The sequence below is a fragment of the Pectobacterium quasiaquaticum genome, assembly GCF_014946775.2.
Lineage (GTDB): Bacteria > Pseudomonadota > Gammaproteobacteria > Enterobacterales > Enterobacteriaceae > Pectobacterium > Pectobacterium aquaticum.
The window spans coordinates 693,609-708,324 of record NZ_CP065177.1 but is presented as its reverse complement, the minus strand read 5'-3'; the positions used below and the strand labels follow the sequence as shown (position 1 = coordinate 708,324).

Genomic DNA, 14,716 nt, shown 5'->3' with positions numbered 1-14,716 from the left:
TCCGCGACAGGGATGTCGCGGCTCGAGCGTACAGGGAGGTATTCACAGCGTCTTTACGATCTACCCATTATCACTGCAAGCCGTACGTTGCTGGCAATCATGTAAGGTTAAATATAGAGATAAATCGCCAGAAAGTGACAGACGCTGCCGCCCAACACAAATCCGTGCCAAATCGCGTGATTATAGGGAATGCGCTTGCAGGCATAGAAAATCACCCCCAGCGTGTACACCACGCCGCCCACCGCCAGCAGCGTCACGCTTCCCGCCGCCAGTTTCATCACCATCTGATAAATCACCACCAGCGATAGCCAGCCCATCACCAGGTAGGTAATTAACGACAGCACTTCAAAACGGTGAGCAAACGCCAGTTTGAAGATCACGCCCAGCAGCGCCATGCTCCAGATGACGACCATCAGGCCATGCGCCAACGGTGAATTCAGCCCTACCAGCAAAAACGGCGTATAGGTTCCGGCAATCAACAGATAGATGGCGCAGTGGTCGAATTTCTTCAGCCACGGCTTAATACGCTGAGACGGAATCGCGTGATACAGCGTCGATGCCAAAAATAGCAGGATTATGCTGCCGCCATAGAGGCTGTAGCTGGTAATCGCCACGCTGCCGGCGTCATTGTTGACCGCCTGCACCAGCAATAAAACCAGCCCCACAATCCCGAAAATCACACCGATTCCGTGGCTTATGCTGTTCGCAATTTCCTCTGCCAGAGAGTAATCCGGCATTTGTTCATTTTTTGACATCAATCGATTCCACAGTATTCAACAGTACACGTCGTGTGCTGACGTTATCCACCTTGCGTTTCCCCTTTTTATGCAGGCGCGCAGGTGTTTAACCTTTGAGCAGATTAACTGAGAATAGTTTCAGTGTACACGTGTAAGCTAAAATATTTACACTCACCTGACTTCCGGCTTTCTCTCTCACTTAGCCTGTAATCATTCATGTCAATCTCGGGCGACATCCCCTACAATGATCGGCGTTGATATTTCCCTGTTTTTTGAAGGGCTCTGCCGTTTTTACCGGTTATTCGCGTTAACGGTCATCCGGTTCTGACGCTCACAGCGCCTTCCTGTAGTTTTCACTACATGTCGTTTTGGTTTTCACTACATATCGTTTCACTGCATGATTTTTACTGCATCGTGTTCACTGCAAGAGGTAAGTTTTTCATGTCATCTGCCCCATCTACTCTGAATTTCGGTTCTATGACCGATGTCTTCGGCTTTCTGATAGAAATCGATAAATTAAAAAGCGTGCAGCGCCGTAACAAAATTATCGGCAGCGAACGTCACGAAGATTCTGCCGAACACAGCTGGCACTTTGCCGTCGCGGCAATGGCGCTGGCACCTTATGCCGGTGAAGGCGTGGATATCCAGCGCGTGATCCAAATGGCGCTGATTCACGACATCGTCGAAATCGATGCAGGCGACGTACTCGTTTACGATCTTTCCGCTCGCCTGGCAATTCACGATCAGGAAGTCGCCGCCGCCGTCCGTATTTTCGGCCTGCTGCCCGAGCCACAGCGTCAGCAATTCCACGATCTGTGGGAAGAATACGAAGCGAATGAAACCCCCAGCGCCCAGTTCGCTCTGGTGCTTGACCGCGTCATGCCGATGCTGATGAACCTGTCTAACGGCGGCCAAAGCTGGGTAGAAAACGGTATCCGTCTGGAACAGGTTCTTGACCGCGCCGAATTCATCGCCACGATCAACCCGGAACTGTGGCAATACCTCCAGCAACATCTGGAAGACGCCAAAGCCAAGGGCTGGTTGCTATAATTCGGTTTTCTCGCTAGACGCCCCGTCGCCGGGCATGCACGTCAGGAGAGGGTGATGTCTTTAAAAACAATCGCAAATAACCTGGGTTTGTCCGTGGCGGCAGTGAGTCGTGCGCTGAACGGCCATCGGGATATCTCCGACGCCACGCGCCAGCGTATTCAGGAAGAAGCGGCGCGTATTGGCTATCGTCCCAATACGCACGCACGCCGCCTCAAAATGGGCAAAAGCAACGCCGTCGGGCTGGTCTATCCCTACGCCTCTTCCCTGAGTAACGATATCTTTTTCGAGATGATTGGCGCGATCAACCGCAAGCTAGCACAGCATGAGGTCGATTTTCTCCTGCTGGCTGACGAGCAAGACGCCTGTCAGGGCGCTGCCCGGTTGATCGCCAGCCGCCGTATCGATGCGCTGATCGTCGCGCATACGTGTGAACAGGATGCGCGGCTGACGTTACTGCAACGCCACAACGTGCCTTTTCTGGCGCTGGGGCGCAGCCAACTCCCTCACCCTTACGCCTGGTTCGATTTTGACAACCGCGCTGGTATGATGCTGGCAACCGAACACCTGATCGCGCTCGGCCATCGCCGTATCGCTATCTTAAGTGAAGACCACCCGCAGGCGTTTATTATGCAGCGTCGCCAGGGCTATCGTGATGCCCTGCAACGTCACGGCCTGCCGTTTCACGACACCTATCTGCGCTGTGTTAACCCCACGCGCCGCGCGGGCTATCAGGCCATGCTCGACCTTTTGGCGCTGCCTGAGCCGCCCACTGCGATGGTGATGGATGGCAATGTCCACGGCGACGGTGCCGTTGCGGCATTGCAGCAGGCGGGGCGGCTTTCCGGTTCACACCCCATCGCATTAGTGATGTATGACGGCCTGCCGCAAGACAGCCTGACCGACATCACCGTGACCGCTATCGAACAGGCAACTCGCGAGCAGGTTGGCGAACAGATTGCCAGCATGATGCAGGCACTGATCGCGGGCGAAGCCGTAGAAAACTTACAGGTGTTATGGCAGCCAACGTTACGCCTCGGTAACACGAGCTTTCCCGCCTAATCTATTCCGTTATCGACCACGTTTAATAAAGTCATCGGTTGGTTTGCTACGCCAACCGTCAGCAAGATGATCTTCACCTCCTCATCGCAACCTTTTTCCATTTTCTAACGATTATTTTAACAACATCACATTTCTTAAACGTTTAAGTTGATGACTTAAACGTTTAAGTTCTTACTAAGATCCACTATTCATCATTTGGTCGTCGTAATTTGGAGCCTTCCTCATGAAGCCTGATATTGTTCAATTAACCAGCGCGCAGTGCGATGTCATCGTACGCTGCGCCCCAGCGGCGGAAATTCTCTACTGGGGGCCACGGCTGCGCGGTTTTTCACCAGAAGATATCGTTTCTCTGCAACGCCCCGTCGCTAATGGTCGTCTGGATGTGGATCTTCCTCTGACGCTGTCGATGGAATACGGGCGTGGTCAGTTCGGTTCACCGGGTATTGAGGGGCACCGTTCAGGCTATGACGCCGCCCCGATCTTCACGACGACGCTGGCTGACGTTCAGGGCAATACGCTCACCATTACCGCGGAAGATGCACAGGCCGGGCTTCGCCTGATCAGCGAACTGCGTCTGGATCCGCAGACCGACGTTCTGCAACTGCGCCACACGCTAGAGAATCTGCGTGCGGATGTCTGGCAAGTACAGCGCCTCGCCGTCACGCTGCCCGTCCCGGAACGGGCGAGCGACGTCATGGCATTCCACGGCCGCTGGCTGCGTGAGTTTCAGGCTCACCGCCTCACGTTGCAGCACGGCGGTTTTATTCAGGAAAGCCGTCGGGGAAGAAGCTCCCACGAATATTTCCCCGCCTTTATCCTCGGCGAGTCCGCGTTCAGCGAACAGCATGGTGCCGTATGGGGCGTGCATTTAGGCTGGAGCGGCAACCATCGCCTGCGTGCCGATATCAAAACGGATGGCCGTCGCGTCGTGCAGGCGGAAGCCCTGTATCTGCCGGGCGAAATCACGCTGACGCAGTCAGAATCCCTCACGACGCCCTGGGTCTACGCCGCTTTCTCCGATGCCGGTTTAAACGGCATGAGCCAGCGCTATCACACCTTCTTACGCCAGTCCCTGATCCAATTTTCCGGCGATAAACCACGTCCGGTACACCTCAATACGTGGGAAGGGATCTATTTCGATCACTCCCCTGAGTACATCATGCAGATGGCGAGCAAAGCCGCCGACGTTGGCGTAGAGCGCTTCATTATTGATGACGGCTGGTTCCGCGGGCGTCACCACGACCAAGCCGCGCTCGGCGATTGGTATCTGGACGAGGAAAAATACCCTAACGGGCTGATGCCGGTGATTGAGCACGTCAAAGCCCTGGGGATGGAGTTCGGCATTTGGGTCGAACCGGAGATGATCAACCCCGATTCCGACCTGTTCCGCGCTCATCCTGACTGGGTGCTGCAACTGCCTGGCTACGCACAGCCAACAGGCCGCTATCAGTACGTGCTGAATTTAAACCAGCCCGAGGCCTTCGCGTATCTGCTGGAGCGGCTGAGTTGGCTACTGGGTGAGCACCCGGTCGATTATGTGAAGTGGGATATGAACCGCGAACTGGTGCAACCCGGCCATGAGGGGCGTCTGGCCGCCGATGCGCAAACCCGACAGTTCTATCGTCTGCTTGATACCCTGCGCCTGCGTTTTCCCCATGTCGAATTTGAATCCTGCGCCTCCGGCGGCGGCCGCATCGACTACGGCGTACTGGAACGTACACAGCGCTTCTGGGTGTCGGATAACAACGACGCACTGGAGCGCCAGACTATCCAACGCGGCATGAGCTACTTCTTTCCACCAGAAGTCATGGGGCAACACATCGGGCACGCCCGCTGCCACGCCACCTATCGACGTCATACCATCGCGTTTCGCGGCCTGACCGCCCTATTCGGCCACATGGGCATTGAGCTGGATCCCGTGAAGGCTGACGACGACGAGCTGGAAGGCTATCGCCACTACATCCAGTTGCACAAAACGCTGCGCCCGCTGCTGCACGGCGGCACCACCTGGCGGGTCGAGATGCCGGACGATACGGTGCAGGCCACCGGCGTGGTGAGCAACGATCGGCAGCATGCCGTTTTCCAGGTAGCTCAGCTACGCATGCCGGCTTATTCGCTGGCGGGCACGCTCCGCTTCCCCGGTCTACAGCCCGACGCACGCTATGAAGTCACGCTGCTGGACGGCCCGGAAATCAAAACGGTGCGTGAAGGCGGCGGCACCATGCGTGAGCTTCCACCGTGGTTACGTCAGCCAATCGTGGTTTCCGGCGACTGGCTGATGCAGGCTGGCCTTGCCCTCCCCGTTCTAACGCCGGAGACCGCCATTCTGATCGGGCTTTCCGCGGTGACAAAAAGCACAGGCAACTAACATTATCGCGCCCCGTTGGCGGTTAAGCCGTGGGGCGCGATGTGACTATTTCACGTCCCGCAACGCCGTTTTATCCACATAAGGCTTCATGATGCCATCCGCCTCTTTTTGTGCGGCAGCGGCAGCGTCATCGACCTTTTTCGCCGGATCGTTTAGCAGCGCCGCCAGCTGATTTTCCATCGCTTTACGCACCGCAACCGTTTCATAGGTGGCGTACCACGGATGCGCATATTGCAGCTGTGACAGCGCAATGGTGGCACGCGGATCTTTCGCCAGATAGTCCTTCATTTCTGGCAGATCGTAGGCCGCCATGCGCGGGGCGAAGTAGCCGGTAAAACGACTCCAGTTTCCGCTCACTTCCGGGCTGACCAGATAGTTCATAAACTGCCAGGCCGCTTTCTTCTGATCTTCAGAAATCCCTTTGAAGCTCACCAGACTTGCTCCGCCGATGGTCACGCCACGACGCTCTTTTTCCGGCATCATCGCCACGCCAAGCTGGAAATCTTTGGTGTTTTCACGCATAAAGCCCAGCGCGCCGGTACTCAGCATCGTCATACCCAGCTTGCCGGAGAAAAATGCGGCGCTGATCTGTTTGGAATTCAGCACGCCAGCAGGCATCACTTTGTCGCGATACACCAAATCGTGCCAGAACTGGAGCGCGCCTTTGGTTGATGCGGTGTTGTAATACACTTCGCCCGGATAGTCGGCATTGTAATACGCCCCGCCGTTGGCACGCGTCAGCGCAGACAGCATCCAGCCGCCGTAGTCATCGTTCGTAGACGGAATCATGATGCCCCACTGCCCTTTTGCCGGGTCAGTCAGCTTTTTCGCTACCGCAATCACTTCATCCCAGTTTTTCGGCGGTTCGTTGAATCCCGCTTTCTTCAGCATGTCTTCGTTGTAATAAAGGATCGGCGTCGAGTTGTGGAACGGGATCGCATAAGTCACGCCCATCACCTGCGCGTTCTGATGCAGCGCAGGCCAGAAGTTTTTAGTCAGGAAAGGCGTGGCCTTTTCGTTGCCGTATTTGAATAGCTCGTCCATCGGCAGAATTTCATCTTTGATGACTAGATCGGCAGTGAAGTTTGCCGACATAATCACCAGCGCCGGCGGATCGCCCGCTTTGGCGGCCGCTTCCGCTTTCACTTTGGTCGTGTCGTAATTGCCGGTGAAGATCCCACGCACTTCAACCTGATCCTGCGATTGGTTGTACTCCTTGATGATGCGCGTCATTTCCATCGTCAGCTTGCCATCAACCGGCGCGGGGAACATGAAATCGATACTCTCTTTCGCCAACGCGGGACCAGACATCAGCAAGGCGATTGCCAGCGCCATCATACGGGGCTTACGCATTTCTTTTCTCCTGGGATAAATTACGGGCGGTTTGCCCGGAAAACCAATGACAATCCTGCGGTGAAAAATGAAGCACAATGGATGCGCCGACATCCGGCACGCCATCGCGATTTGGCCGACGGTAGCGAATATTCCCCAACGGCGTATCCACATGTATCAGATACTCCGCGCCAAATAGCTCCCGTTGCTTCACCGTTCCCGACAATGACAAGTCGCCGTCTGACGCGGCGTGTTCGGTAATATGCTCAGGGCGAATCCCGAGTAGCACACGGGTTAATAAACGCGTTTCTTCACTGGCGGGCAGCGCCACTGACAATGCCTGTAGAAATGCCTGCCCATCAGCACAAGGCAGCGTCACCATATTCATCGCGGGCGTGCCGATAAACCCGGCGACAAAGACGTTAGCCGGGTGCGAATACAGCTGTTCCGGCGTACCAACCTGTTGCAGCACGCCGCGATCGAGCACAGCGATTCTGTCCGCCATCGTCATCGCCTCGATCTGATCGTGCGTGACGTAAACGGTGGTTGTTTTCAACTGCCGATGTAGATCCATAATGCCGTCCCGCACGTCGCTGCGCAGGCGGGCATCCAGATTCGACAACGGCTCATCCATCAAAAACAAGCGCGGATCGCGCACGATCGCCCGTGCCATTGCCACACGCTGGCGCTGACCGCCGGACAGTTTCCCCGGCTTGCGTTTCAGTAGCGGCTCAAGCTGAAGCAGACTGGCAACGCGCTGCACGCGCTGTGGATACTCCGCTTTCGGCTCACCGCGCATCCGCATCCCAAACGTGATGTTCTGCTCGACCGTCAGGTGCGGAAACAGCGCGTAGTTCTGGAAGATCATCGAGAAATTGCGCTGCTTCGGGCTCCACGTCGTAATGTCATCGTCACCCAGCAGGATTTGCCCATCGCTCACGTCTTCCAGACCGGCCAGCATACGCAGCAGTGTACTTTTGCCGCAGCCAGACGGCCCGACCAGCACCAGAAACTCACCGTCAGCGATATCCAGCGACAGCGACGCCAGCGCCTGCGTGTGCTCGAAGCGTTTACTGATATTACGTAACTGAATCACGGCCATTACGCATCCACCGGACAGCTGATACGCGGATCGTAGAGGTAAGGCCCAGGGTACGACGCAATCGACTGGCTGTAGCTCACCAGCCCGGTGACTGGCACGTAGCGGTGCATGACCACACTGGCGGGTTCCAGGTTGTAGTACGACGTATCGTCATAGTAGAAATACGGCACCTGATGGACGGTACCCGGCACGGTGGCGATAATCGCCTGCCGATGCTGCGTCATAATCAGGCGGTGCGTATGACCACAGAAGATCCGCGTCAGCTGCGGGAAACGCTCGATCAGCGTCAGCAGTTCACTCCCGTTTTCGCAGGCGATCCGATCCATGTGCGCCGATCCCAGCGGGAGCGGTGGATGGTGCATGAAGATCGCCGTTTCACGCGTTGAGTGATCCTGCAATTGCTGCTCCAGCCAGCCCAGCGTGGACGGCGTCAGCCGGCCTTTCGCCTGCCCAGCCAGACTGGTGTCGATGAATAGCAGGCGCATCGGGAAATCATCCACCGCATAGCGGATGTTCTCAGGCTCATCGCCTAACTGCGGGCAAAGCGGGCGCATCGCGTTGAGGAAATGCTGCTTGTCATCATGATTGCCCGGAATCACATACATCGGGTAATCCAGCATCTGCAACACGCGCTGTGCCACCTGATACTCCTGCGGGCTTCCGCAGTTGACGATGTCGCCGCTAATCACCACCGCGTCCGGCCGCTCGTTCAGCGCGTTTAGCTGGTTAATGACCTTGGCGTTTTCTCCGTTAATATCAATAAATTCATAGAGCTTTCGCCCCTCACTGCGAAAATGCAGATCGGAAATCTGTGCCAGCAACATAACCACCACCTCTATCGTTCGATTGTTTAAGCACCGAGATACACGGGGCGACCACAGGGGTGAGGCGTCCCTGCGGGAGCCTCCCCCTGTGTTTCCCCTAACAACGGGCTTAAGTAACCCGTCTTCCCCGCATGGCCTCATCCGTGATTCACTTAATGCCCGAGAAGCCGAAGCTGCTCAGGAACTGCTTCTGGAACACCACAAAAGCCACCATCAGCGGCAAGCACACCAGCAGCGTGCCCGCGCAGATCAATCCCCACTGCCCGCCGGACTCTGCACCCATGGCGAACGAGACCAGCCCGATGGTCAGAACCTGTTTGTCGGGGTCATTGAGCACCATCAGCGGCCAGAGATATTCGTTCCAGTGGTAGGTAATGCTGACCGTGGCGAAAGCCAGAATCGACGGCCAGGTCATCGGAATCAGGACGTGAAACACCACCTGCCACCAGCGACAGCCTTCCATTAACGCAGCCTCTTCAATCTCTTTGGCGATATTCAGAAACGCCTGACGCATCAAAAACACGCCAAACGCCGAGGCGAAATACGGCATCATCACGCCGGTCAGGGTATTGAGCAGGCCGAGCTGCTTGAGCGTCATCATGTTCGGCACCATCATGACGACGGGCATGATCATCATCTGAATCAGCAACAGGTAGAACAGCAGCGTTTTGCCGCGGAATTCGTGATAGGCAAAGATGTAGCCCGCCGTGGTGATCGTCACCAGCTGTACCAGAAACGTGCCGACCGCAAAGATCAGCGTATTGGTGTAAAACCGTAACCAGTCGGCGCTGCCCCACGCATCGCGGAAGTTATCGAATGTCAGCGGGAGACGCGGCAGCAGCGAGGCCATGTCCACGCCAAAACTGCTGGTGCTGACGGAAGAAGACAGCATCCAGATAAACGGGCTGACCCACAGCAGCGCGGCGCACATCAGCAACAGCGGCAGCGTAAACCGCGTCGTGATGCGAAGCGGGTTAGTCACGCTTCGGTTTTCAAGGCGCTGACTTTTCAGGCTCCGAACCTCAACGATCTGATTTTCAACGCTCATAATGCGCCCCTTTCTCCAGCACTTTCAGATTCATAATGGAAAAGGCGAACAGCATCGCCAGCGTCAGGAAGGTCGCCGCAGAGGCTTTACCCAGATCGTGCGTGTCATTCGCCAGATCCTGGATGTAATAGAGCAGCACGGTTGTCGCGTTATTCGGCCCGCCGCGCGTCATGACGGCAACGTGGTCGATCTGGGTAATGGCGTAGATAAAAGCGATGGTGACCACAAAGGCGATGGTTGGCCGCAGCAGCGGCAACGTGACGTAGAAAAACACCTGACGCCGGGAAGCCCCTTCCATCAGCGCCGCCTCGCGTGCGGAGGCAGAAACCGCTTGCAGGCCAGCGAGAAAAAACAGCATGTAGTAGCCAGCGAATTTCCAGATACCAATGACGCTCACCGCTATCAGCGCGCTGTCGCTCATACCGAGGTAGTTGTTGTTCATCGGGCCGAACACTTTCGCCAGATAGTAATCCAGCAGCCCCAGCCCCGGCATAAAGATGAACAACCACAGCGTCGCGGCGCTCACCAGTGGAATAATCATCGGAAAGAAGAAAGCGGTACGCAGCAAGCGGTTAAGCCGCGTGTTTTCCCACAGCAGCACTGCCAGCAACAGCGCCAGTAGCACACCGGGTACCACCGTCATCAGGATATACAGCACGTTGTTCAGCAGGGCCTGCCAGAACACCGCGTCCTGCACCAAACGCACAAAATTATCCATCCCGACGAACAGCGGCGCATCGGCATTCAGCCGAGTGTCATACAGGCTGTCGATGACCGAGCGCAACAGAGGGAAATAGGTGAAGGCAAGCAAAAAAACCAGCGTCGGCAACAGCACAAGATAGGGAAAGCATTTTGCACGCATAACTCAAAGGCCGCTCAGTGTGAAACACAGAGGCCTTACCCTAGAACGCTAGCGTGTCAGTGGGGCGTCAGTTTAATGACAATTTATTTTCGGGTAGGGAAAATATGCCTGCGAATGATTTATCTCCGTTTTGGCAGATGATTTGCGGGAAGGCTCGAAGTCCCTAAAAATACGGCTGGGAAGAGTGACTCACTTTGCTGTATCATTTTTAACCTGTAGAATGATAAGGAATCAATCATGCTAGGGCTTGAAGCTATGGCTATCGTCAACCAAGGGCCGGATAAGATAGAGAACGTTTTCAATAACGTATCTCAGCCTATTGAACGATCCATATCTGACTTTGATAGAAGTCACGGGAATTCTATCTCGAAAAAACAAGCCTCCAATGCACTGAAAGTCATCTACAGAGTCATGGCCCCTGTTGAAAGAAGCTGTGAGAAATATAAAGAGTTTATCGATATTCTTAGCAATGGAACTGATGAGAACATTGCGGCACTAGACATTCAGCGCAGTGACATCGACAAGCTAAACGATCAGGTTAATCAAATAGATCATGGCATAACGAGGCTTCTTTATACCTTCTTTGTTGCCGAAAATAACAAAGCGTGGCTGCCACATCTCACCACGCTTATGACAATGAAAAACCACGCGATCAACACGTTCATTGAATACAAGAAGTTGACTATGGCTTTAGCTACTCTCGGCACTCAGTTTCTTCCTCTTGAATACGAAGAAGCAGAGGAATTTAGTGATGAAGAATTAGCTGCTTTCAAAAAGTCAGTTGAAGACAGCCACAAAAGACTTGGCATGGAGCCGCCAGCATGGAAAACCGCGTAAGCATTATTGTTGATGCCGCCGCAGGTCAATTGGAAAATTTCTTTGCTAAAGCATTAGCAAATTATAAAAACAACGGCAAAGTCTCTGCATATCTTGGAAAGATGGGCGGTTTTGAACGTTCACCTCAATCAACCCTTTCTGGGATTTACAAAGCTCATATTCGTATTCCAGGAGAAGAGAACCCGTGGCCGGCATTACAGCTTCTTCATCGTAGAGTAAGTGATAATTTTTTAGTGTTTGCGATACATAATATACATCCTCTGCATATTCAAGTGATTGCGATTATTAAGCCAGATGGTCATGAAAGAATTAAGAAGCTATTACCCACCATTATAAAAATAACGGAAAGCAAATTTCAGTCGCTAAATGAAAGACAGCTTAATTCACTCTCTTATTATAAATAAGAGATGCTGAATATTGAGGAATGGTTGAATAAACCAAACGCGCCTTATGGTATCAGTTTAACATTCTCCTCAGAACCAAATAAATTTAGCCTCGCATACGTTAAAACACATGCGAGGCCAATATTCACACCGAACGTATTAATAGTCGCTCATCGGCACACACGAGCAGAACAGGTTACGGTCGCCGTACACATCGTCCAGACGCTTCACGCTCGGCCAGTATTTGTGTTCGCTGCCTGCTGGGAAGACTGCCAGCTCACGGCTGTATGGATGCGCCCAGTCGGCCACCAGCTCTGCCTGCGTGTGCGGTGCGTTAACCAACGGGTTGTCATCCAGCGGCCATTCGCCCTGCGCGACGCGGTTGATTTCGGTACGGATCGCCAGCATCGCATTAATAAAGCGATCGATCTCGACCTGACTCTCCGATTCCGTTGGCTCCACCATCAGCGTACCCGCGACCGGGAACGACATGGTCGGCGCATGGAAACCGTAGTCAATCAGACGCTTGGCGATATCCATTTCGCTAATGCCGGTGCTCTCTTTAAGCGGACGAATATCCAGAATGCACTCGTGCGCCACGCGACCGTCACGGCCGGTGTAAAGCACCGGATAGGCCTGCTGCAAGCGCGTCGCGATGTAGTTGGCGTTCAGGATCGCCATCTGGCTAGCCTGTTTCAGCCCTTCCGCGCCCATCATGCGAATGTACATCCAGCTAATCGGCAGAATAGAAGCGCTGCCGAACGGTGCCGCAGAGACTGCGCCCTGCTCCGTCAGTACACCCTCGATTTTTACCACCTGATGACCCGGCACAAACGGTGCCAGATGCGCTTTCACGCCAATTGGTCCCATGCCCGGCCCGCCGCCACCATGCGGAATACAGAAGGTTTTATGCAGGTTCAGATGCGAGACATCTGCACCGATGTAGCCCGGCGTGGTGATGCCAACCTGCGCGTTCATGTTCGCGCCGTCCAGATACACCTGACCGCCGTATTGATGCACGATCTGGCACACTTCGCGGATCGTCTCTTCATAGACGCCGTGAGTGGATGGGTAGGTCACCATGATGCAGGAAAGCTGTTCGCCCGCCGCCTGCGCTTTCTCACGCAGATCGTGCAGATCGATATTGCCCTGCTTATCACAGGCGACCACCACCACGTCCATCCCCGCCATCTGCGCCGATGCTGGGTTCGTACCGTGGGCAGAGCTAGGAATCAGGCAGAGATTACGGCCGGCTTCATTGCGGCTTTCATGATAGCGACGGATCGCCAGCAGCCCCGCGTATTCACCCTGCGCACCCGAGTTGGGCTGCATGCAAATCGCATCATAGCCCGTCAGTTGCACCAGCCAGCCAGAGAGCTGTTCGATCATCTGGCGATAGCCCAGCGCCTGTTCCGGCGGGCAGAATGGATGCAGTTCGGCAAATTCCGGCCAGGTAATCGGCAGCATTTCCGCCGCCGCGTTGAGTTTCATGGTGCACGAACCAAGCGGAATCATCGCCTGATTCAGCGCCAGATCTTTACGTGCCAGACGGTGCAGGTAGCGCATCATTTCGGTTTCGCTGTGATAGCGGTTGAACACCGGATGCGACAGGATCGCGTCGTGGCGCACCAGTCCAGCCGGGATCGTTGCCGCTTTCTGGCCGATGGCCGCATCAAGTACGTCGATATCCAATCCGTGATCGTCGCCTAACAGCACAGCAAACAGCGCCAGCACATCTTCACGCGTGGTCGCTTCATCCAGCGTGATGCCCACGGCGCTTGCCAAATCGCCGCGCAAGTTAATACCAAAACTTGATGCCCGACTCAGCACCGCTTCCTTGTCCGCGACTTCGATAGTCAGCGTGTCGAACCAGCTGCGATGGCGCAGCAGCAGCCCGCCCTGCGTTAATCCCGCCGCCAGAATATCGGTCAGACGGTGGATGCGCCCGGCAATACGTTTGAGCCCTTCCGGCCCGTGGAATACCGCGTACATCCCCGCAATGTTGGCCAGCAACACCTGCGAGGTACAAATATTGGAGTTCGCCTTCTCGCGGCGAATGTGCTGTTCACGCGTCTGCATCGCCATGCGCAGCGCGGTATTGCCCGCTGCATCGCGCGACACGCCAATGATACGTCCCGGCATGGCACGTTTATGTTCATCACGGCAGGCGAAGAACGCCGCGTGTGGCCCACCGTAGCCCATCGGCACGCCAAAGCGCTGTGCTGAACCAAAGACGATATCCGCGCCCTGCTTGCCCGGCGCAGCCAGCAATACCAGCGCCATGATGTCCGACGCCACGCAGCTGACGACCTTACGCGCTTTCAGAGCGGCCATCAGGTCGCTGTAATCGTGCAGTTCGCCCGTTGTCCCCGCCTGTTGCAGCAGAACGCCAAACACCGCATCGTCTTTCAACGCGTCTTCCGCCTTACCGACAACAATTTCAAAACCGAAGGTTTCCGCACGGGTACGCACCACGTCCAGCGTTTGCGGATGCACGTCGTCAGCAACGAAGAAACGTTCGGCCTGTTTGAGCTTGCTGATGCGCTTCGCCATTGCCATCGCTTCCGCCGCTGCGGTTGCTTCATCCAGCAGCGAGGCAGAGGCCAAATCCAGACCAGTTAAATCCTGTGTGACCTGCTGGAAATTCAGCAGCGCTTCAAGACGCCCCTGAGAGACTTCCGGCTGATACGGCGTATAGGCGGTGTACCAGCCTGGGTTTTCCAGCAGGTTGCGTAAAATCACTGGCGGCATCAGCACCGCGCTGTAGCCCATGCCGATGTAGCTTTTATAACGTTGATTGCGTCCTGCAATGGCCTTCAGCTCAGCTAGCGCCTCATGTTCCGTCACCGCCTCTCCCACCGCTGGCGGGCTGGGCAATTGAATGTCCACCGGGACAATCTGGCGGATCAGCGCATCCAGCGACGTCGCGCCCACCACCGACAGCATATGCTGCTGTTGGCTGACGGAAGGACCGATATGGCGCTCGATAAACGCGCCGTCATGTTCGAGTTGACTGAGTGTCTGGGTCATTACAGTAATTTCCTGGATCAATCGTGCCTGCATCAATCGTGATCGCTGCCGCGCTGAAAGACGACGCGGGCGAATAAAACAAAA

The 14,716-nt window shown here is 55.2% G+C and carries 12 protein-coding genes; 5 read left to right on the top strand and 7 right to left on the bottom strand.

What is annotated here, in order from left to right; genetic code table 11:
* Positions 1–107: 107 nt before the first annotated feature.
* Entirely contained in the window at positions 108–755 is a 648-nt protein-coding gene (gene trhA, locus IG609_RS03300) for a PAQR family membrane homeostasis protein TrhA (RefSeq protein ID WP_010279833.1), read from the bottom strand.
* A gap of 423 nt (positions 756–1,178) precedes the next feature.
* Between trhA and IG609_RS03295 the strand changes: the two genes are divergently transcribed.
* The 3 genes from IG609_RS03295 (at position 1,179) to IG609_RS03285 (ending at position 5,214) form a co-directional block, all read left to right on the top strand.
* Entirely contained in the window at positions 1,179–1,787 is a 609-nt protein-coding gene (locus IG609_RS03295) for an HD domain-containing protein (protein ID WP_193397388.1), read from the top strand.
* A 54-nt stretch (positions 1,788–1,841) separates the two neighbouring features.
* Positions 1,842–2,846 (top strand): LacI family DNA-binding transcriptional regulator, encoded by a 1,005-nt coding sequence (locus tag IG609_RS03290; protein WP_193397389.1) that lies wholly within the window; start codon positions 1,842–1,844, stop codon positions 2,844–2,846.
* Between the two features lie 223 nt (positions 2,847–3,069).
* Positions 3,070–5,214, top strand: a complete 2,145-nt coding sequence (locus tag IG609_RS03285) for an alpha-galactosidase (RefSeq protein WP_193397390.1) — start codon at positions 3,070–3,072, stop codon at positions 5,212–5,214.
* 45 nt (positions 5,215–5,259) lie between these two features.
* On the opposite strand, the gene IG609_RS03280 is transcribed toward IG609_RS03285, so the two are convergent.
* From IG609_RS03280 to IG609_RS03260, 5 genes are all read right to left on the bottom strand, one after another.
* A complete protein-coding gene (locus IG609_RS03280; RefSeq protein ID WP_193397391.1) occupies positions 5,260–6,567 on the bottom strand; it encodes an ABC transporter substrate-binding protein in 1,308 nt (435 codons plus the stop codon).
* Positions 6,560–7,648: an ABC transporter ATP-binding protein gene (locus tag IG609_RS03275; RefSeq protein WP_193397392.1), complete on the bottom strand. Its 1,089-nt coding sequence runs from the start codon at positions 7,646–7,648 to the stop codon at positions 6,560–6,562. The genes IG609_RS03280 and IG609_RS03275 overlap by 8 nt, the downstream gene beginning before the upstream one ends.
* A complete protein-coding gene (locus IG609_RS03270) occupies positions 7,648–8,472 on the bottom strand; it encodes a phosphodiesterase (protein WP_193397393.1) in 825 nt (274 codons plus the stop codon). The genes IG609_RS03275 and IG609_RS03270 overlap by 1 nt, the downstream gene beginning before the upstream one ends.
* A gap of 148 nt (positions 8,473–8,620) precedes the next feature.
* A complete protein-coding gene (locus tag IG609_RS03265; protein WP_193397394.1) occupies positions 8,621–9,520 on the bottom strand; it encodes a carbohydrate ABC transporter permease in 900 nt (299 codons plus the stop codon).
* Positions 9,510–10,382 carry a carbohydrate ABC transporter permease gene (locus IG609_RS03260; RefSeq protein WP_193397395.1) on the bottom strand — a complete coding sequence of 291 codons (873 nt, stop codon included), beginning with the start codon at positions 10,380–10,382 and terminating at the stop codon, positions 9,510–9,512. The genes IG609_RS03265 and IG609_RS03260 overlap by 11 nt, the downstream gene beginning before the upstream one ends.
* Positions 10,383–10,619: 237 nt before the next feature.
* On the opposite strand from IG609_RS03260, the gene IG609_RS03255 reads away from it, so the two are divergent.
* Positions 10,620–11,219, top strand: a complete 600-nt coding sequence (locus IG609_RS03255; RefSeq protein WP_193397396.1) for a hypothetical protein — start codon at positions 10,620–10,622, stop codon at positions 11,217–11,219.
* Entirely contained in the window at positions 11,204–11,623 is a 420-nt protein-coding gene (locus IG609_RS03250) for a type II toxin-antitoxin system YafO family toxin (protein WP_075277835.1), read from the top strand. Before IG609_RS03255 ends, IG609_RS03250 begins: the two co-directional genes overlap by 16 nt.
* Before the next feature lie 138 nt (positions 11,624–11,761).
* On the opposite strand, the gene gcvP is transcribed toward IG609_RS03250, so the two are convergent.
* Positions 11,762–14,632, bottom strand: a complete 2,871-nt coding sequence (gcvP, locus tag IG609_RS03245; protein ID WP_193397397.1) for an aminomethyl-transferring glycine dehydrogenase — start codon at positions 14,630–14,632, stop codon at positions 11,762–11,764.
* Between the last annotated feature and the right edge of the window lie 84 nt (positions 14,633–14,716).